Genomic DNA, 20,173 nt, shown 5'->3' with positions numbered 1-20,173 from the left:
ATTGTCAGAGGCCGCCCGTAGAGTCGGAGACAACTGATCCGACACGCTGGGCGGGAGGTGGCAGGACGTATGCGAGAGGCGGCCCAGGTGGCCGAGCGGACGGGGGACACCACTGTCCCGGTCCGGCTCCCCGCCGTCTTCCTGCCCGCGCCCCTCCCGCGCGAGGGCCGCATCGCCTTCTGGGACCCCGAGGGCGAGCCCCTCCCCCCAGGGGACGCGCAAGACACCGCGGACGCCCGGGACACCGAGCTGACCGTCGTACGACGGCACGGCGCCGCCGGAGTCCGGCGCCGCACCACCCGTGCGCTGACCCTCCCGCTCGACGCGGCCCTGCCGCTCCTCGTGCGCGCCCGGCACGACCCCGCGGCCCACCCCGCCACGGCCTGCTGGGGCGCCGCCGCCCTGCACGCCCTGCGGCTGACCGCCCGCGGCCGGCTGCTGCCCGGCCTCACCGCCATGGGCCACGACGCCTGGCGGGCCGGCCCCCTCGACCCCGACGACATCGCGCACCTGCGCGCGGTGGCCGCCGCCCTGCCCTACGAGGGCCACGCCGTGCCGCTGCCGGGCCCCGGCCCGATCCTGCTGCCCGAACCGGAAGCCCTGGTACGCGCCTTCCTCGACGCGGTCGCCGACACCCTGCCCCGCACCCCGGCCGCGCCCCACACCTCCGGCAGGCCCTTCGCCGCCCGCGAGGCCCAGCACCTGCCCACCGCCCACGACTGGGCCGCCGAGGTCGCCGCCGGCATGGACGCCGGCGTGCGGATCTCGCTGCGCCTGGACTTGTCGGCGTACGACCTGTTCGACGACGCCTCCGGCGGTGCCCGCAGCGCCGGAGCCGCGATCGTCCAGGTGCACAGCCTCGCCGACCCCACCCTCGTCGCCGACGCGGCGGCCCTGTGGGCGGGCGCCGCCGACGCCTTCGGGCCCCGCGCGCGCGTGGACGCCGCCCTCGCCGTGCGCCGCGCGGCCCGCGTCTGGCCCCCGCTCGACCGGCTCGCCGACCAGGACGTGCCCGACGTGCTGGCCCTGACCGAGGACGAGCTCAGCGACCTGCTCGGCGTCGCGGCGACCCGGCTCGCGGCCGCCGGGGTCGCCGTGCACTGGCCCCGGGACCTCGCGCAGGACCTGTCCGCCGCGGCGGTGGTCCGAACGGCCCCCGGCTCGGCGACCGACGGCACCGGCTTCTTCGAGAGCGAGGACCTCCTCCAGTTCCGCTGGCAGCTGGCGCTCGGCGGCGACCCGCTCACCGACACCGAGATGGACGCCCTCGCCGAGGCCCACCGCCCGGTCGTCCGGCTGCGCGACCAGTGGGTGCTGGTGGACCCGGCGCTCGTCCGCAAGGCCCGCAAACGGGACCTGGGCCTGCTCGACCCGGTCGACGCGCTGTCCGTAGCCCTGACCGGCACGGCCGACGTCGACGGCGAGACGGTCGAGGCCGTCCCCGTCGGTGCGCTGGCCGCCCTGCGCGACCGCCTGACCGCGGGGATCCGCCCGGCCGAACCACCCCCGGCCCTTCGGGCCACCCTCCGGGACTACCAGCTCCGGGGCCTGGCCTGGCTCGACCTGATGACCTCCCTCGGCCTCGGCGGCTGCCTCGCCGACGACATGGGCCTCGGCAAGACCGTCACCCTCATCGCCCTGCACCTCAAGCGGGCCCGCCGCGAACCGACCCTGGTGGTCTGCCCTGCCTCCCTGCTGGGCAACTGGCAGCGGGAGATCAACCGCTTCGCCCCCGGCGTCCCCGTCCGCCGCTTCCACGGCCCGGACCGCAGCCTCGACGACCTGGACGGCGGCTTCGTCCTCACCACCTACGGCACCATGCGCTCGGCGGCCCCCGCCCTGGCCGACCGCACCTGGGGCATGGTCGTCGCCGACGAGGCGCAGCACGTCAAGAACCCCTACTCGGCCACCGCCAAGGCCCTGCGCACGATCCCGGCCCCCGCGCGCGTGGCCCTGACCGGCACCCCCGTCGAGAACAACCTCTCGGAGCTGTGGGCGCTGCTCGACTGGACCACCCCGGGCCTGCTCGGCCCGCTGAAGTCCTTCCGCGCCCGGCACGCGCGCGCCGTGGAGAACGGCGAGGACGAGGAGGCGGTGGAGCGTCTGGCCCGGCTGGTCCGGCCCTTCCTGCTGCGCCGCAAGAAGTCCGACCCGGGCATCGTGCCCGAGCTGCCGCCCAAGACGGAGACCGATCATCCGGTGCCGCTCACCCGTGAACAGGCCGCGCTGTACGAGGCGGTCGTCCGCGAGTCGATGCTCGCCATCGAGACGGCCGAGGGCATGCCCCGCCGCGGCCTGGTTCTGAAGCTCCTCACCTCGCTGAAGCAGATCTGCAACCACCCCGCGCTGTTCCTCAAGGAGGAGCACACCCCGTCCGCCGGCGACCGGCTCGCCGCCCGCTCCGGGAAACTCGCCCTGCTGGACGAGCTGCTGGACACCCTGCTGGCCGAGGACGGGTCCGCCCTCGTCTTCACCCAGTACGTCGGGATGGCCCGCCTGATCACGTCCCATCTGGCCACCCGCGCCGTCCCGGTCGACCTCCTCCACGGCGGCACGCCGGTCCCCGAGAGGGAGCGCATGGTGGACCGTTTCCAGGCCGGTTCGACGCCGGTCCTGGTGCTGTCGCTCAAGGCGGCCGGGACCGGCCTCAACCTCACCCGGGCGGGCCATGTCGTGCACTTCGACCGCTGGTGGAACCCGGCCGTCGAGGAACAGGCCACCGACCGCGCGTACCGCATCGGCCAGACCCAGCCGGTCCAGGTGCACCGCCTCATCACGGAGGGCACCGTCGAGGACCGCATCGCCGAGATGCTCCGGTCCAAGCGTGCCCTGGCCGACGCGATCCTCGGCTCCGGCGAGTCCTCCCTCACGGAACTGACGGACCGGGAGCTGACCGACCTGGTGTCCCTGCGGAGGTCGGCATGACACCCCGCGAGGACCGTGCACCCGCCCCCGGGGACGACGCGACGGGCGCCCGCCCGGCCGACGAGGCCCGCCGCGCGCTGCGCGAGGCCCGCGAGCGGGCGGCTCAGGACCCGGCCCGTACGGAACCCTCACCGGCCGGGGGAGCCGCCGCCCAGGAGGAGGCTCCCGGTCCGGCGGACGCGGCACGCGAAGCGCTGCGGAGGGCGGTGTCCGGGCGGCGGGGGGACGATGCCTGCGAGGTCGCCGGCCCCTCCGCTTCCGAAGGCGGCGCTGAGCGGCACGACACGACTGCCCCCGGTGTGGACAGTGGGCCGGAGGACGTCGGCACGCCCCGCGACGCCGATGCACGCGCGGACAGCCCGGCGGTCGTGAATCCGGAGCCGCGGGAATCCGGCGCCCCGCGGACGAGTCCGGAGGAGACCACCCCGGCCGGTGCGGCCCCCGCACGGTCTGCCGACCGGCCGGGCGCCGAGCCGCGGGCCGCGGACGTCGCACGCGAGGCGCTGCGCGCGGCTCGGGACGACGCACGGCGGGCCCGCGAGGAGACCGAGCGGGAAGGTGCCCGCCGCAGGCGCCGGGCCCGGCAGCGCGCCGTGGACGACAGGGCGGCAGCTGCGCGACGGGCGGGCGCGGACGCCTCCGGCAGGGGCGCGCACGGCCTACGGCAGTTGCTGTCCGACGCCTTCCGGATGCCGGACCTGTCGGACGCGACCTCGGACGACCATGAGCTGACGACCGGGCAGGAGAGCCGGTCCGCTCGCACGGCCGACCCGCTGCGGGGCATGGGCGCGGCGGGCTCGGATGTGCCGGACCGTGGGAACGGCTTGGCTGCATCGGGCTCGGATGTGCCGGACCGTGGGCAGGACTTGGCTGCGGCGAACCCGGAGACGTCGGACACCGGGCACGGCCTGGCCGCATCGGGCCCGGATGCGCCGAACACATGGCATGGCCTGGCCGCGCCGGGCTCGGATGCGCCTGGCAGCGGGCAGGACTTGGCCACGGCGAGCCGGGAGGCGTCGGGCAGCGGGCAGGACTTGGCCGCGGCGAGCCCGGAGGCGTCGGGCAGTGGGAGCGGCCTGACCGCGCCGAGCTCGGATGCGCCGGGTGGTGGGCACCACTTGGGCGCGGCGAACCCGGAGACGCCGGACCGTGGGCACGGCCTGACCTCATCGGGCCCGGAGGCGTCGGGCAGCGGGCAGGACTTGGCCGCGGCGAACCCGGAGACGCCGGACCGTGGGCACGACTTGGTCGTGCCGCGCCCCGACACGCCGGACACTGGGCACGACTTGACCGCGCCGAGCCCGGAAACGCCGCGCAGCGCAGGAAGCCCGGAATCTCGTCCCGAGGCCTCGGCTGCCCCGACCACCGGCACGAGTGACCCGGCCCCCCGGGAACCGGCCCCCATCCCGCACGGCAACGGCCGGGCCGACCAGGATCTCGCCCCCACCCAGCACCACGACGCCCAGCACCACGACGCCCCGCCCACCACCGATACCCCGCCCTCAGACACCCCGACCAGGCCTGCCCCGGCCTCCGTCGCGACCCCACCCCCGTCCCACACCCGGCCCCGCCACCCCGCGCCCACGAGCTCCGCGTCCCACGCCCCCCGGTCGGCCCGATCCCCCCGGTCCATGGCCGCCCCGTCCCGTGACAACGAACTCCGCCGTACCTTCCCGCCCCTCCCGCCCCGGGACGGCGACCGCTTCGCCGAGAGCTGGTGGGGCAACGCCTGGGTCGAGGCGCTGGAGCAGGGAGCGCTCGACGTGAAGCGGCTGGAGCGCGGGCGGGGATACGCGGGACAGGGGCATGTCGACGCCATCACCGTGACCCCCGGCCTCGTGCTGGCCTACGTCCAGGGCAGCCGCCCCCGCCCGTACCGCGTCCAGGTGCGCCTGCGCACGCTCGACGACACCGACTGGGACCGCTTCCTGGACGCCGCCGCCGACCGCCCCGGGCACATCGCGGCCCTGCTCGACAAGGAGATGCCCCAGTCCCTCGCGGAGTGCGGCGTGCCGCTGCTGCCCGGCCCCGGTGACCTGGAGCCCCATTGCAGCTGCCCCGACCGCGGCCACCCCTGCAAGCACGCGGCCGCCCTCTGCTACCAGACCGCCCGGCTGCTCGACGCCGACCCCTTCGTCCTGCTCCTGCTGCGCGGCCGGGGCGAGCGGGACCTGCTCGACGCGCTGTCGCGGCTGAGCGCCACCCGCGCGGCGCGCGCCGCGCAGGACAGGGGCCCGGCGCCCCTGCCCGGCGTGCGGGCGGCGGAGGTGCTCGCCTCGCGCGCCCCCGCGCCCCTCCCCGCTCCATTGCCTCCGCCCGCCCACCCCGAGCAGCCCCCGGCCTACCCGGCGGCTCCAGGCGGCCCGGACCCCTTCGCGCTGGACCAGTTGGCCACGGACGCCGCGGCCCGCGCCCACGCCCTGCTCGGCACCGGCCGTGACCCGGTCGGGCAGCTCACCTTCTGGCAGGACGCCGTCCGCCTGGCCGCCGCCCGACCCGGGGCGGGACTCACCGCCGGCACCCGGGCGCTCTACGCGTCCCTCGCCGCCGCGGCGGGCCGTACCCCGTCCGAGCTGGCCCGGGCGGTCGCCGCCTGGCGTCAGGGCGGACCGGAGGGCCTCGCCGTACTGGAGGAGCCGTGGGATCCGCCGGCCGGGCGGTTCGACCGGGCCCGCCCTCTCCTGCTCGCCGCCGACCTGCCCGCCTTCCGGCCCCGGCGCAACCACCTCACCCACCCCCAGGGCCACGTCCAGCTCCGTCTCGGCCGCGACGGCCTCTGGTACGCGTACGAGTCCGAGCCGGGCCGCGACGACTGGTGGCCCAGAGGCACGCCGGACCTGGACCCGGTCGGCGCCCTCACCGGCCTCGGGCTGCCGGGCGACCTCTGATGGAGCCCCCCGGGGCGTCCTCGGGGCTCACGCGTGACGGCGGTGCATGGACTCCAGGGCGGCGGCCAGGACATGGGGATCGTGGTGGCCCTTGTAGACGGGTGGAGGCTGCTTGTCGAGGCGGAGGAGTCGGGCCACCGCTGTCCAGGCAGTGCGTACGGAGTACTCGACGGTGAAAACGACGTCGTCGGGTACTTCGGCGAACTGTCCGATGAAGGCGAGATTCACTGATCCCTCGGGGACGACCTTGGGCCGGTCGTCGCGGCGGCGGGCCAGGAACTGGCTGGTGAGGTACGGCATCAGGCAGGGCACGGCGGTGGAGGTCTCCAGGACGCGAGCGCTCACCCGCTCGTCGAACGGCAGGTGGTGAAGGACCTCTTCCAGGATTTCCCGGCCGGAGCACATCGTCATCGGCTTCGGCGTGTGGTTGCCCGCACGGCCGGGGAACAGGCCGTAGCCCCACCAGACCGAGACCCCCTCAGGCTGGTCGGGACCGATGGGCCGGCGGGGCGCGACGATGGTGAGGAGCCAGTTCGAATCGGTGAAGGTCATCAGGCCGCCCTCGCCGGTCTCGCGGCCGCTGAACTCCTCCAGCGCTTCGAGGAAGCCCGGCTCCTTGGCGGTGACGGTGAACGACTCCAGGCGGGACTCCTTGATGTGCTTGTCGAAGACGGCCGGGTTGCCGAAGTCGTCCCGTCCGCGGGCCAGCCGGTGCCAGAGCAGCCAGGCGTCGGAGCGGTGGGGCCGTGGGGACGGTGGGGCGGTGTGCGAGCCAAGACTGCAGGCGTCCGTCATGGAGCCGTTGGTCACCAGGACCAGGTCCTCGGGTGCCACGACGATCCTCTCGTCCCGTCCGTGCCGGGAGAGGAAGATGGTCTTGACGACCGTGTTCGGGCGTTCCGGTGCGAGTCCGAGGTCGGTGACGTGGCATCCGGTGTGGAAGGTGACGCCGCGTTCGCTCAACCAGGCGGTCAGGGGGCGCACGAGGAAGTCGTACTCGTTGTAACGCGTGCGGTGGATGCCTGACATGGCGGAGAACTCGGGGAAGAGGTGGATGAAGCGCCTGAGGTAGCGGCGGAACTCGATGGCGCTGTGACAGGGCTGGAAGGCGAACGCGGTGCACCACATGAACCAGAAGTTCGTGGAGAAGAAGTGCTCGCCGAAGCAGTCGGTGATCCGCTTGCCGTCCAGGTGCCCTTCAGGGGTGGCCAGGCACCGGACCAGCTCCAGTCGGTCGCGCTCGGAGAATCCCATCGAGCGGGTGTCGACGATCTTCCCGTCGCCGTCGATGAGGCGTGCGACGTCGTCCCGGGCGAAGTCCACGTGTCCGGCGAGGATTTCCTGCGTAACCGGCACCGAGGGGTCGTCGAGGGCGGGAATGCCGGAGAGCAGGTCGTGGGTACAGCGGAACTCGGCCTCGAACATCCGCCCGTCGCGCATGGCGTGACCGGCGCCGGCCGTGCCGTCCGCGTCCGGTTCGCCGCCGATCTCCCGTCGTTCCTCGAAGAGGTGGATGTCAGCTCCGTCGAATCCGCCGTCGCGGATCAGGAACGTGGCCGCGGCGAGCGCCGCGACACCGCTTCCCACCAGATATGCCTTCGCCATCACGTGCCCCTCGTTGTCACCCGTCGGTCGGGAACCGCACCATCAGTGATTCCCGCGTCTGTCGCGCCCGCCAGCGGGCGGTTGGCCACCTGTCCGGGCAGAACAGCCGGGGGGTGTCGCAGCCCTCCAAGCGGGGTGGGAGGTCCCGACGGCGTTCAGGCTGTCGGGCCGGGCAGCCACAGGTCGGGGCCGAAGACCTCGTAGCGGATGCGCTGTGCCGGAACCCCGGCGTGCAGCAGTTGCGCGCGAACGTCACGCATGAACGGCAGCGGGCCGCACAGGAACACCGTGGCGTTCTCGGGCAGTTCGATGCCGTCGAGGTTCATCAGGCCCTCGCGGGCGTCGGGTTCCTCCGTGCCGGGCCGCTCGTACCAGAAGACGGCGCGGGCGTCCGGCAGTTGCCCGGCGAGCTTGCTCGTCTCGGTGCGCAGGGCGTGGTCGGCCGGGGAGCGGTCGGCGTGCAGGACCAGCACGGGGCGGGCCGAGCCGAGGGCGGTGAGATGGGCCAGGATGCCCGTCATGGGGGTGCCGCCGATGCCCGCGGAGACGAGGACGACGGGCGCGGTGGCATCGGCCGCATCGTCGAGGAAGACATCGCCGAAGGGCGCGGAGAGCGTCAGTTCGTCGCCCTCGTGGATCTGCGCGTGCAGCAGGTTGGAGACCTCGCCGTCCGGTGCCCCGGCCGTCCCGGCGACCCGCTTCACGGTGATCCGCCGCTGATCTCCGCCCGGGTCCGAGGACAGGCTGTACTGGCGCAGCTGGTGCACCCCGTCGGCCATCGGGACCCGCACGCTCACGTACTGGCCCGCCCGCGCCCGCGGGGCCGGCTGGCCGTCGGCCGGGCGGAGCAGGAAAGACACCACGTCCGGGGTCTCGATGCGGCGCTCGACGACCGTCCACTGCCGCCACCCCTTGCCGGGTTCCACGCCCGCGTCCTGGTACAGGCGGGCCTCACGGCCGATCAGGGCGCCGGCCATCAGCCAGTACACCTCGTCCCAGGCGGCGGCCACCTCGGGGGTGACGGCGTCGCCGAGGACCTCGGCTATCGCGCCGAACAGGTACTTGTGCACGATCGTGTACTGGTCGTCGGTTACGCCGACCGCGGCGTGCTTGTGCGCGATCCGGTCCAGCAGCGTGTCCGGGCGGGTTTCCGGATCGTCGAGCAGCGCGGTCGCGAACCCGGCGATCGAACCGGCCAGCGCGCGGCGCTGGGCTCCGCTGGCCTGGTTGCCGCGGTTGAACATCCCGTCGAGCAACTCCGGCCGGTCGCGGAACATCGCGCCGTAGAAGCGGGTGGTGATCTCGTCGAGGGCACCGGCCACGGCGGGCAGGGTGGCACGGACCACAGCGGCGGATTCTGCGGACAGCATGAGGTCTCCCGGGCAGGGGGTGGGGTGGGAAGGGCGCCGCTCGCATCCGGCGACACCTCCTGTGTAGCAGGCACCCGACCGCGTTTCGGCGCTGATTCACGGCGCTGGGCGAAGAGGGGCCGAACGGCCCCATGGGTCGGGGCGTATCGGTCCCGAAACCCGCACCGTCGCAGGGCCGTACGGCACCGGGACGACCGACTTTCGGCTCTGTCTGTCGCAGCCGTTCCGGTGAGCGCCGGCGGTGGTGTGATCGCCAGGCGCTCCGCAGTCCTCCCCCTGTGGGAGGTGGGCCTCCGGGCGGTCTACTGATCGCGGCGCCACTTCCGGTACGCGGCCACCGCCGTCGGCAGAGTGGGAAAGATCCGTTCGCGGCCGACGGTGTCCGTCAGGCCGTAGGCCGTCAGGTCGTCCAGCAGGTCCTGCTTGACGCGGGCGAGGGCGAAGACGATGCCGAGGCGGGTGAGATCGCGGCGGACTTCGTCGACCGCGTCCAGGGCGGTGATGTCGACCTCCACATTGGCCTCGGTGTTGAGGACGAACCAGCGGACCGGTTCGGTCTGTTCGTCAACGGCCTCCAGGGCCCGGCGGCGGAAGTTCTCCGCGTTGGCGAAGAACAACGGGGAGTCGTAGCGGTAGACGAGCAGGCCCGGGATGGTGCGGGCTTGCGGGTAGTCGTCGACGTCGTGCATGCCGGCTACGCCGGGGACCAGGCCCTGAACAGCGTCGTGCGGGCGGGCCACCCGGCTCAGCAGTTCGGCCACGGACAGGCCTACGGCGACCAGCACGCCGTACAGGATGTCCAGGGCGAGAACCCCGGTCAGGCAGCCGAGCGCCAGCAGGAGTTCCCGGCGGCGGAAGGACGCCAGTCGCCGGAAGCCCGTCAGGTCGATCATGCGGACGGCCGCGTAGCCGACGAGCGCCCCGAGGACTGCCGTGGAGGTGCGGGAGAGCAGCGGGCTCAGGAAGAGCAGGACCGCGAGGACAGCCGTACCGGCCACCAGTGAGTACGCCTGGCTGTGCCCGCCCGCTGAGGAGGCGAGCGCGGTTCGGCTGGCGCTGCTGCTGACCGGGAAGCCGTGCAGCGTGCCCGCGCCGAGGTTGGCCGCGCCCAGGGCGAGGAACTCCTGGTTGGCGTCGAGCCCGGGACCCTGGTCGTCCCGCGTGGTGAAGGCGCGTGCGGTGAGGATGACATCGGTGTAGCCGACCAGGAGGACGCCCAGGGCGGGGAGCACCAGATGCGGCAGTTCGGTCAGCTCGGGCAGCGCCACGGCGGGCAGGCCCGACGGGACGTCGCCGATCACCTTGATGCCGTAGTGGTCGTCGAGGTCGAACAGGGCCACGGCCGCAGTAGCGAACACCACGACGAGCAGAGGGCCGGGGACGGTGGGGAAGAAGTGGGCCACCGTGAAGAGGACGCCGAGCGCCACCATGGAGAACAGGGCCGTGGCCACGTGGAGGTGCGACAGGTGGCGTACGAAGGACCACAGTTGGGGGAAGAAGGCTGAGCCCGTCGTCGGGACACCGGTCAGTTTGGGTAGCTGGTCCACGATCATGATCAGTGCCACGCCCGCCAGATATCCGATCAGCACCGGCCGGGACAGCAGATCAGCGATGAAGCCGAGCCGCGCCGCCCATGCCAGCAAGCACAGCAGGCCGACCGCGATCGCGAGGGTGGCCGTCAGCGCCGCGTAGCGTGCCGGATCTCCGGCGGCGAGCGGGCCGACCACCGTCGCTGTCATCAGCGCGGTCGTCGACTCGGGGCCGACGGAGAGCAGGCGGGAGGAGCCCAGCAGGGCGTACAGGGCGAGCGCGGGCAGGATCGCCCACAGCCCGGCGACCGGCGGCAGGCCGGCCACGCCCGCGTACGCCATCACCTGGGGCACGAGATACGCGGCCACCGTCACTCCGGCCAGGACGTCGCCCCTCAGCCACGAGCGCCGATAGCCGAGCAGCGCGCCGAGCCCGGGCACCAGGCGGCGCCACCTCGGAGCACGGTCGACCGAGCTCTGGGACATGATCCTCCTTGGGCCGAAGGAACTCAGGATCCTCCGGGCTTCCGGCCGACCGCGAGGTGCCGAACGGCCCGCGAGGCATCCGCTGCTGACACAGCGCTGCTCGTCGACATGCCGGGCAGCGGCAGCTGACACCTCCTTGGGGAGCAAACTGCACACGAGCGCTCCGAGAACCGAGGCTGGGCGCGCCCGGACGCCACCGCTCGACTTCGTTCCGCTCGCACGCGCCGCCCTGTCGTCGGCCGGAGTCGACGGACGCTGCATGGCGAGCCAATGCTCGGCCCATGGGGCCTATCGGCCCCCGACGAGGGACCTGCGGTCTCTGCACCGTGCCCTTGCCCCGCCACCATCCTGGGACTCGGAACCCCGATCAGGAGGAGGACATCATGTCCCGTACCGTCACCGTGGGCCTCGACGGCTCGCCCGAGAGCCGTGCCGCTGCTGAGTGGGCGGCCCGCGAGGCGAAGCTGCGTGGCCTGCCGCTGAAGTTGGTGCATGTCTGGGAGCCCGTCCCGGAGCCCATCGCGCAGGCCCCGCTTCTGGGTTCCGAGACGCAGGCGCACTGGAGCGAGCGGATTCCGCGCGAGGCGGCTGAGGGACTTCGCCTGCGCCACCCGGGCGTTGACGTGGCCATGGAGCAGATTTCCGGCAGGCCGACGGACGCATTGGCCGAGGCGGCGAAGGACGCCGAGTTGCTGGTCCTCGGCTCCCGCGGACTGAGTGGGATCGGTGGATTCCTCGTCGGGTCCGTGGGCGCGGCCGTGATCGCTCGCACCGAGACCCCCGTTGTCCTCGTGCGAGCCGGTGAGCAGGCCGCCGACGAGCACGAGAAGGACCCTGCGGGCATCCCGTCCGCCGCCACCGCTTACCGGCCCGTGGTGCTCGGCCTGGACACCGACCATCCCCATGACACCGTGATCGCTTTCGCGTTCGAGGAGGCCGCCCGCCGTGGCACCGCGCTGAAGGTCGTGCACGGCTGGAACCTGCCGCCTTACTTCGCCTACGGCCTGCCCGCCGACCCCCAGCTCAACGCCGAACTGGGCCGACAGGACGCTGCCGCTCTCGCCAGGGTCCTGAGCCCCTGGCGGCAGAAGTACCCGGACGTCGAGGTCGTCGAGGAGTCCCGCTCCGGCAGCCCTGCCAACCACGTCATCGACGCCTCCCACGAGGCATCGCTGGTCGTCGTCGGCCGCCGGATCCGCCGCAGCCCGATCGGCGCCCGCATCGGATCCGTGACGCACGCGGTACTGCACCACGCCACCGCCCCCGTCGCCGTCATCGCGCACGACTGAACGCACCATCCGAGGGAGTGGAGATCATGAACGCACCGGCCGAACGAGCCCCTGGGCCCCTGGTCGTGGGCGTGGACGGTTCCGAGCCGAGCCTGCGTGCCGTCGACTGGGCGGCCGGCGAGGCAGTGCTGCGCGGGGTGCCGCTGCGGGTGGTGTACGCCTGCCTGTGGGAGCGGTACGAGGGGGCCGCACTCGCCCGGGACATCGGCAAGCCGACCGCGCTGCCCTTGGCCCAGGACGTCGTCGGCGCCGCCGCGCAGCGGGCCCGCGTCCGGCATCCCGACCTGCGGGTGACCGCCGACGTGGTGTTCGAGGAGCCGGAGTACGCCCTGGTGCGCGAGGGCCGGAACGCCTCCGCGCTGGTGGTGGGCACCCGCGGCCGCAGCGGCGTCGCCGAGATGCTTCTCGGCTCGGTCAGCCTGGCCGTTGCCGCCCACGCCGACTGCCCGGTGATCGTACTGCGCGGTAGTCACGACAACCAGGCGACGCCCGCGGTCCATGGACGCGTCGTGGTGGGCGTCGGTGACGAGGCAAAGGAGTCGGCAGTCGTGAGGTTCGCCGCCGAGGAGGCGCGGCGACGCGGCGTACCTCTGGAGGCCGTACGGGCCTGGCGGTGCCCCGCGCACGAGAGCACCGACCACCCCCTGCTGGCCGGCGAGCCCGCCCGACTGCACGAGAAGCAGGCCGCCGAGGAACTGGAGGCGGCACTGCGGGACCTCCCCGTGGACGTCAGCGTGCGGCGGCGTACCGTCGAGGGCCCCGCCCGGCGGGTGCTGGTCGGGGCCTCGCACGAATCCGACCTGCTGGTGGTCGGTGCCAAGCGTCGCGAGGGGCGCTTCGGGCTCCAGCTCGGGCGGGTCGCCCACGCGGTACTGCACCACTCGGCCTGCCCGGTCGCCGTCGTACCGCACCCGGAGCGGGACGCCTGACCGGCGTCTCAGCGGCTCGCCGCGTGGTCCGGGACGTAGGTCCGCACGTCACGTCGGCGGGCGCGCGCAGCCGGTCGATGACGGTCTGGGCGGCGGATCGAGCATGGGCGGCGGGACCTCCCCCCTCTCCTTTCCACTCTCCTCTCGTCCGGCCGGGCCCGGGGCCGCACGGCCCGGAGGGACGGGGCCGCATGGCGTGCCGACGGGCTCCGCCGGCCTCTGCCCGCAGAGTCCGCGGACGACGAGCATCCTCCGTGGAGCCGCGTGGGATCGACGCTCAGCCGATCGGCGACGAGCGCGCCACCGCGCTCAGCACCCCGGAGCGACAGCCCGGGCAACAGAAGGGAGAGAGTCGATGACTGACCGTCATGTGAGCGTAGGACTGGACGGTTCGCTGGTCGCCGTTCGGGCGCTTGACCGGGCCGCAGAGGAAGCGGTGCGCCGCGGCACCGCTTTGCGCATCGTCTACGCGGTGGCCGACCGTGACGAGGCGGGACCGGTTCTGGCCTCGGCCGCGGCACGGGTCCACGAGCGCCATAGCGGTCTGCCGGTGGAGACCAGGGCCGTGGAAGGCGGCGCGGTGCGGGCGCTGGCGGGGGAGAGCGCGGACGCGAATGGAGGACGCCCGCCTGCGGCACCGCGACGGGATCCGCGCCCACGGCACCGACCTCTCGGACGTCGCCGACTGGACCTGGGTCGGCTGATCCACGCCAAAGGGCCCCGTACGAAGGGACGTTCGGGCCATCGTCCGGGCCCAGCAGCCTCTCCGACGCACGTCACGCAAGCGGCACATTGAAAGCGCGACGAGAGACGACATCTCAGGAGCAGCTCCCTCGGAGGGGATGAGCATCATGGCAGTCCACGATCACCCGCACCGCCACACGGGGTTCCGCTTCCCGTCCCTGCGCAGGACCGGGACGGCACCGGCGGCGACCGACACGGCAGCGACGACCGCGACGAGCGCGTACGTGTTCGCCGGGCTGCGTCTGCTGACCGGGTTCGTCTTCCTGTGGGCGTTCTTCGACAAGACCTTCGGCTTCGGCTATGCCACCCCGGCGGGCAAGGGCTGGATCGACGGCGGCTCACCGGCCAAGGGCTTCCTCGGCGGGGTCGCCGTCGGCCCCATGGAGTCCACGTTCCACGAATGGGCCGGGGCCGCGTGGGCGGACTGGCTGTTCATGCTCGGTCTGCTGGGCATCGGCCTCGCCCTGATCGCGGGCATCGGCCTACGGCTCGCCGCCATCGCCGGCACCGCCATGATGGCGCTCATGTGGATCGCCGAATGGCCGCCGGCCAAGCACCTGTCCGACGGGTCGGCGAGCATGTCGACCAACCCGTTCGCCGACTACCACCTCATCTACGCCATCGTCCTGATCGCCCTGGCGGTCGCGGGCGCCGGCGCCACCTGGGGACTGGGCAAGGCGTGGGCGCGGCTGCCCCTCGTCAGCCGCAACCGCTGGCTGCTGTGAGGGCCGCGCGCTCGTCTGACCGGGGCACCTCCGCTCGTCGGCGGGGTGCCCCGGTCCGTTCGTTCGCCCGCGCCGACTCGGTGTGGCGAGGCCGCGCCTGCCTGGGCCCAATGGCCCGGAAAGCGAGGGACGGACGGCGCGCCCCTGGTACGCCGGCCGGCCCTCCTCGGGGGCACCGCGAGCAACGAGGATCGACAGTGCAGACAGTTCACCTGCACAGTGAGGGAGAGACCGGCGATGACGGCAACGGTGACAGCTGGACTTCGGTCGACTACCGAGGCATGGCGGGGGTTCGTCGGCACGGACTGGCGGGAGCACGTCGATGTGCGCGACTTCATCCAGGCCAACTACACGCCGTGCGAAGGCGATTCCACCTTCCTGGCCGGGCCGACCGAGCGCACGCTCGCCGTCTGGGGCAAGGTGGCCGCTCTGTTCCCCGAGGAACGGCGCCGCGGTGTCCTCGACGTCGACACGGGCACCCCGTCCACCATCACCTCGCACCGGCCGGGCTACATCGACCGCGACCGCGAACTGATCGTCGGTCTGCAGACCGATGCCCCGCTGCGGAGGGCGATCATGCCCAACGGCGGGCTGCGGATGGTGGAGAACGGGCTGAAGGCGTACGGCTACCAGACCGATCCCTTCGTCAATCGTGTCTTCAGCACCTACCGCAAGACCCACAACGCCGGCGTCTTCGATGCCTACACCGCCGAAATGCGGGCCGCCCGCAAGGCCGGGATCATCACCGGGCTGCCGGACGCCTACGGCCGCGGCCGGATCATCGGCGACTACCGGCGCGTCGCGCTGTACGGCACGGCCCGCCTGATCGCGGCCAAGCGGGCCGAGCGTGCCCTGCTGGACGCGCGGCCCTCCAGCCCGGACGTCGTCCGCGACCGCGAGGAACTCGCCGAGCAGATCCGGGCGCTGGACGAGCTGGCCGAGATGGCGGCCTCGTACGGATGCGACGTCACGCGCCCCGCCGCCACTGCGCACGAGGCGGTCCAATGGCTCTACCTCGGCTTCCTGGCCGCGGTGAAGGAGCAGAACGGCGCCGCGATGTCGCTGGGCCGTACCTCCACCTTCCTGGACGTCTACCTCCAGCGCGACGTGGACGAGGGGGCCATCGACGAGTCGCGCGCGCAGGAGCTGATCGACGACTTCGTGATCAAGCTGCGGATCGTACGGTTCCTGCGCACCCCCGAGTACGACACCCTGTTCTCCGGCGACCCCACCTGGGTGACGGAGTCCATCGGCGGCGTCGGCACCGACGGCCGCCCGCTGGTCACCCGCACCTCGTTCCGTTTCCTGCAGACCCTCCACAACCTGGGCCCCGCCCCCGAGCCGAACCTCACCGTCCTGTGGTCGCCGCGACTGCCCGAGGGCTTCAAGCGGTTCTGTGCCCAGATCTCCATCGACACCAGTGCGATCCAGTACGAGTCCGACGACCTGATGCGTCCGCGTACCGGCGACGACACGGCGATCGCCTGCTGCGTCTCCGCGATGGCGGTGGGCAGGCAGATGCAGTTCTTCGGCGCGCGGGTCAATCTGGCCAAGGCGCTGCTGTACGCGGTCAACGGCGGCCGGGACGAGATGACCGGCGAGCAGGTCGCCCCCGAGGCGCCCGCGCTGACCCGCGAGTACCTGGACTACGAGCAGCTGCGGGCGGCGTACGACCACATGCTCGACTGGCTCGCGGCCACGTACGTCAACACGCTCAACGTCATCCACTACATGCACGACAAGTACGCCTACGAACGCATCGAGATGGCTCTGCACGACCACCCGGTGCACCGCTTCATGGCGTGCGGCATCGCCGGCCTGTCGGTCGCCGTGGACAGCCTGTCCGCCGTCAAGTACGCGCGCGTGAAGGTCTTCCGGGACGCCACCGGACTCGCGGTCGACTTCCGGACCGAGGGGGAGTTCCCGGCGTACGGCAACAACGACGACCGCGCCGACAGCATCGCGGTCGACCTGGTGGAGTCGTTCATGGCCAAGGTGCGCAAAAACCCCACCTACCGGAACGCCGAGCACACCCAGTCGGTGCTGACCATCACCTCCAACGTCGTCTACGGCAGGCACACCGGCAACACCCCCGACGGCCGCCGCGCCGGGGCGCCCTTCGCACCCGGTGCCAACCCGATGAACGGCCGGGACCGGCACGGCGTCGCCGCCTCGGCCCTCTCGGTGGCCAAGCTCCCGTACGAGCAGGCCCGGGACGGCATCTCGCTGACCACGACGATCACGCCCGAGGGACTGGGCCACGACCCGGCCGAGCGCGCCGGGCATCTGGTCGGCATCCTGGACGCTTACATGGCCTCCGGCGGGTTCCACATGAACGTCAACGTCCTGGACCGGGCGATGCTCGAGGACGCCATGGAACACCCGGAGAAGTACCCGGAGTTGACGGTCCGCGTCTCGGGCTATGCCGTCAACTTCGTCCGCCTGACCCGCGAGCAGCAGCTCGACGTGATCAGCCGCACCTTCCACGGATCGCTGTGACCACCAGGGCCGAGCCGGTGACGGGCCGGATCCACTCCTGGGACCTGTCCACGGGAGTGGACGGCCCCGGGACCCGGTTCGTGTTGTTCCTCAGCGGCTGCCCGCTGCGCTGCCTGTACTGCGCCAACCCCGACACCTGGCACCTGCGCGACGGCAAGAGGGCCACCGTCGACGAGGTGATGGCCGAGATCGAGAAGTACCGGCCCTTCATCACCACCGCGGGCGGGGGAGTGACACTCACGGGCGGCGAGGCCCTGCTGCAGCCCGCGTTCACGGCAGGCATCCTCCGCCGCTGCAAGGAACTCGGTCTGCACACCGCCCTCGACACCTCTGGCTTCCTAGGCGCCCGCGCGACCGACGAACTTCTCGCCGACACCGACCTGGTCCTGTTGGACATCAAGTCCTTCGACGTCCGCACCTACCGGAAGCTGACCGGCGGAGACCTCGCCCCGACCCTCACCTTCGCCACCCGCCTGGACCGGCTTGGCGTCCCGGTGTGGATCCGCTACGTCCTCGTGCCCGGCTGGACCGACGACCCGGCGGCCGTCGACGGGCTCGGCACGTTCCTCGCCGGGCTGGGCAACGTCGACCGGGTGGACGTCCTGCCGTTCCACAAGCTCGGCGCGCACAAGTACGACGCGCTGGGCATCCCTTTCCCCTTGCGCGACACACCCGCGCCGGATCCTGAGCTGACGGATCGGGTGCGCGAGCAGTTCCGGGAGCACGGCCTGCGGGCCCTGTGACTGAGGCGCCGTTCACGGCGCCTGCCTTAGGCCGGTTTTCCCGGTGCGGTGCGGCTTGTGACCGGTGTCCCGCCTCCGCTGACCCTTGGGGGAGGGAACCGGATGGATGCAGGTGCGCTCAGGCAGGCTTGTGCACAACTGGTCGCGGCCAAAGTGCAGTTGGACGACTGGCTGGTGGGACTTTCACGACGGTCCGTGGCGCGAGGTTCCGGAGCCCTGTCAGCTCCTGGCTGCGGCACTGCCCGGAGCCGACTTCCGGCCTGTTCGCTTCGATCGCGCCCATGCTGACCCGGGCAACCGCCCATGGACCGGGGTCGACTCCGCCCTCGTCGTGGGTGGCTCGTGGCGCAGGCCGGAAGAGCCCGACCCGCGGGAGGACTGTCGGGCAGTCTCGGCCAAGATCAACGCAGCCAGGGGTGGGTGACTCCGCCCGAGGGGTGCTGCTCGGACGGAGGGGTGTCGTCGACACTGGACGTCAGGTTGTTCACGACGCCGACCACGCCGTCCACCCGCCAGGTCAGCTGGATGGTGAGGGGGATGTCGCTGCGCTGCTCGACCTGCCCCTCAAGTGTGACCATGCCGTCCCGAACCGAGGCGATCACGGTGTGGGGCGGCAGGCACATGGCGCGTGTGAGGACATCGTCGGTGACGTCCCGTCGGATCTCCTCGTCCGTTCGCAGGAAGACCCGCAGCAGGTCCCGCCGGGTGGCGATGCCGATCAGCCGGTCCTCCTCGTCCACCACGGGAAGCCGGTCGACGTGGTGGCGTTCCATGACCCGAGCGGCGTCCGCGACGCGCTGTTCGGGATGCACCGTGATGGCGGGCGTCGACATCAGCTCTTCCGCGGTTGTGGTCCGTGCCGCCGTGGTCGCGTGCCGGGTGGAACGGCGCGGCGCCGCCTTGCGGAACCGCCGTACGCGGCCACGGGTGGCCTGGGCTGCCTGGCGGCGTATCAGGTCGGTCTCGGAGACCACGCCGACGACCTTGTCGTCGTGGTCCACCACGGGCAGGCCGGTGATGCGGTGGCGGTCCAGCAGCAGGGCCAGTTCCTTGAACGATGTCTCCCGGCGTGCTTCGACGACCTCGCTGGTCATCACCTCGCCGACCGTGCGGGCCATGACGCCAACTCCCTTCCTCGTCCACCGTCCGCAGGGGGAACGTGATGGATGCTGCTGTGCCGGGACGCGGGCCGGCGTGAAGTCCGGTGGGACACGGCGTCTGCGATGGCATCGGGGGCCGGAGCGCACGGGCTCTGTCGGCCGAGCGGCCGCAGCCCGGGACGCGGGCGGGTCACATCTCGAAGACGATGCGGGCCTTGATACGCCCGTCGAGGACGTCGGCGATGGAGTCGTTGACGGTGTCCAGCGGCCGCGTCTCGTAGATGACCTTGGTGCGCCCGGCTGCGTGGAGCTGGAAGACCTCGTCGAGGTCCTGGCGGGTGCCGACGATGGAGCCGATGACGGAGGTGCCGTTCAGGACGGTGTCGAAGATCGGCACCTGGATCGTTCCGCCGGCGGGCAGGGCGACCATGACCAGCTTGCCGCCGCGCCGCAGACCGCGATGGACGGAGGCGAACGCCTGCTCGTCGACGGCCAGTGCGATGGCCGCGTGGGCGCCGCCGTGCTGCCTGAGCACCTCGGCCGGGTCCTCCTTGCGGGCGTCGATGAGGATGTCCGCGCCGAGTTCCCGGGCGAGGTCGAGCTTGTCGTCGGTGACGTCGATCGCGGCGACGGTGGCTCCGGCGATCTTCGCGTACTGGACGGCAAGGTGGCCGAGGCCGCCGACCCCGGAGATCGCCACCAGCTGGGTCGGCCGGACACCGGCTACCTTGAGGGCCTTGTAGGTGGTGACGCCGGCGCAGGTCAGCGGGGCCGCGTCGCGTGGGTCGATGCCGTCGGGGACAGGGGCGGCGAAGTCGGCCGGGGCGAGCATCTTCTCGGCGTACCCTCCGTCCACGCTGTAGCCGGTGTTCTGCTGCTGCTCGCACAGCGTCTCCCAGCCGGACAGGCAGTGCTCGCACCGTCCGCAGGCCCAGCCCAGCCAGGGCACGGCCACCCGCTGCCCGATCTCCAGGTGGGTCACCCCCTCGCCCAGCGCTTCGACCATGCCGACGCCCTCATGGCCGGGGACGAACGGCGGATCGGGTTTGACCGGCCAGTCGCCGTGCGCGGCGTGTATGTCGGTGTGGCACAGCCCGGACGCCTCGAGCCGGACACGGACCTGGCCGGGGCCGGGCTCCGGGTCGGGACGTTCCTCGATCACCAGCGGCTCGCCGAACGACCGGACGACTGCTGCCTTCATGGAATGCTCCTCAAAGCTCTGTCGGTGCGGGCAGTCCCAGGGTCGGCCGCGGCGCGGCGTGGTGGCAGGTGCTGGACGTCCTCGTGGGTGGGGCCGATCGGCCCCGAGATGCCTCAACCGGCTCTGGGCGGGCGCTCCGA

The 20,173-nt window shown here is 72.6% G+C and carries 12 protein-coding genes and 1 pseudogene; 8 read left to right on the top strand and 5 right to left on the bottom strand.

Annotated elements, in window-relative coordinates; all coding sequences use genetic code 11:
* Positions 1–69 precede the first annotated feature (69 nt).
* On the top strand, positions 70–2,925 hold the full coding sequence (locus BJ965_RS06855; protein WP_184907847.1) for a DEAD/DEAH box helicase: 2,856 nt from the start codon (positions 70–72) through the stop codon (positions 2,923–2,925).
* Positions 2,922–5,813 carry an SWIM zinc finger family protein gene (locus BJ965_RS06850; protein WP_376777902.1) on the top strand — a complete coding sequence of 964 codons (2,892 nt, stop codon included), beginning with the start codon at positions 2,922–2,924 and terminating at the stop codon, positions 5,811–5,813. Before BJ965_RS06855 ends, BJ965_RS06850 begins: the two co-directional genes overlap by 4 nt.
* Before the next feature lie 27 nt (positions 5,814–5,840).
* Here BJ965_RS06850 and BJ965_RS06845 read toward each other — a convergent pair whose 3' ends face one another.
* From BJ965_RS06845 to BJ965_RS06835, 3 genes are all read right to left on the bottom strand, one after another.
* The gene (locus BJ965_RS06845) at positions 5,841–7,418 is read right to left on the bottom strand and encodes an oleate hydratase (protein WP_184907846.1); all 1,578 of its coding nucleotides are present in this window, start codon (positions 7,416–7,418) and stop codon (positions 5,841–5,843) included.
* Positions 7,419–7,573: 155 nt separating this feature from the next.
* Complete coding sequence (locus BJ965_RS06840) at positions 7,574–8,788, bottom strand: globin domain-containing protein (protein ID WP_184907845.1); 1,215 nt, start codon at positions 8,786–8,788, stop codon at positions 7,574–7,576.
* Positions 8,789–9,090: 302 nt separating this feature from the next.
* On the bottom strand, positions 9,091–10,803 hold the full coding sequence (locus BJ965_RS06835) for a SulP family inorganic anion transporter (RefSeq protein WP_184907844.1): 1,713 nt from the start codon (positions 10,801–10,803) through the stop codon (positions 9,091–9,093).
* Between the two features lie 383 nt (positions 10,804–11,186).
* Between BJ965_RS06835 and BJ965_RS06830 the strand changes: the two genes are divergently transcribed.
* The 6 genes and pseudogenes from BJ965_RS06830 to pflA all read left to right on the top strand — a co-directional run bounded on the left by BJ965_RS06830 (position 11,187) and on the right by pflA (position 17,732).
* The gene (locus BJ965_RS06830; RefSeq protein WP_184907843.1) at positions 11,187–12,092 is read left to right on the top strand and encodes a universal stress protein; all 906 of its coding nucleotides are present in this window, start codon (positions 11,187–11,189) and stop codon (positions 12,090–12,092) included.
* A gap of 26 nt (positions 12,093–12,118) precedes the next feature.
* Positions 12,119–13,021 carry a universal stress protein gene (locus BJ965_RS06825; RefSeq protein ID WP_184907842.1) on the top strand — a complete coding sequence of 301 codons (903 nt, stop codon included), beginning with the start codon at positions 12,119–12,121 and terminating at the stop codon, positions 13,019–13,021.
* Between the two features lie 355 nt (positions 13,022–13,376).
* A pseudogene (locus tag BJ965_RS39180) lies at positions 13,377–13,634 on the top strand (universal stress protein); the annotation flags it as partial.
* A gap of 238 nt (positions 13,635–13,872) precedes the next feature.
* Positions 13,873–14,490 (top strand): DoxX family membrane protein, encoded by a 618-nt coding sequence (locus tag BJ965_RS06820; protein WP_184907841.1) that lies wholly within the window; start codon positions 13,873–13,875, stop codon positions 14,488–14,490.
* Positions 14,491–14,727: 237 nt separating this feature from the next.
* Positions 14,728–16,989: a formate C-acetyltransferase gene (gene pflB / locus BJ965_RS06815; protein ID WP_184907840.1), complete on the top strand. Its 2,262-nt coding sequence runs from the start codon at positions 14,728–14,730 to the stop codon at positions 16,987–16,989.
* Positions 16,986–17,732, top strand: a complete 747-nt coding sequence (pflA, locus tag BJ965_RS06810) for a pyruvate formate-lyase-activating protein (RefSeq protein ID WP_184907839.1) — start codon at positions 16,986–16,988, stop codon at positions 17,730–17,732. Before pflB ends, pflA begins: the two co-directional genes overlap by 4 nt.
* A 401-nt stretch (positions 17,733–18,133) precedes the next feature.
* On the opposite strand, the gene BJ965_RS06805 is transcribed toward pflA, so the two are convergent.
* The gene (locus BJ965_RS06805; RefSeq protein WP_184907838.1) at positions 18,134–18,850 is read right to left on the bottom strand and encodes a CBS domain-containing protein; all 717 of its coding nucleotides are present in this window, start codon (positions 18,848–18,850) and stop codon (positions 18,134–18,136) included.
* Positions 18,851–19,022: 172 nt separating this feature from the next.
* A complete protein-coding gene (adhP, locus tag BJ965_RS06800) occupies positions 19,023–20,033 on the bottom strand; it encodes an alcohol dehydrogenase AdhP (RefSeq protein ID WP_184907837.1) in 1,011 nt (336 codons plus the stop codon).
* Between the last annotated feature and the right edge of the window lie 140 nt (positions 20,034–20,173).

This window comes from Streptomyces luteogriseus, assembly GCF_014205055.1.
Classification (GTDB): Bacteria; Actinomycetota; Actinomycetes; order Streptomycetales; family Streptomycetaceae; genus Streptomyces; species Streptomyces luteogriseus.
Note: the sequence above shows the minus strand (reverse complement) of the source record. Positions and strands in the feature narration are given on the sequence as shown.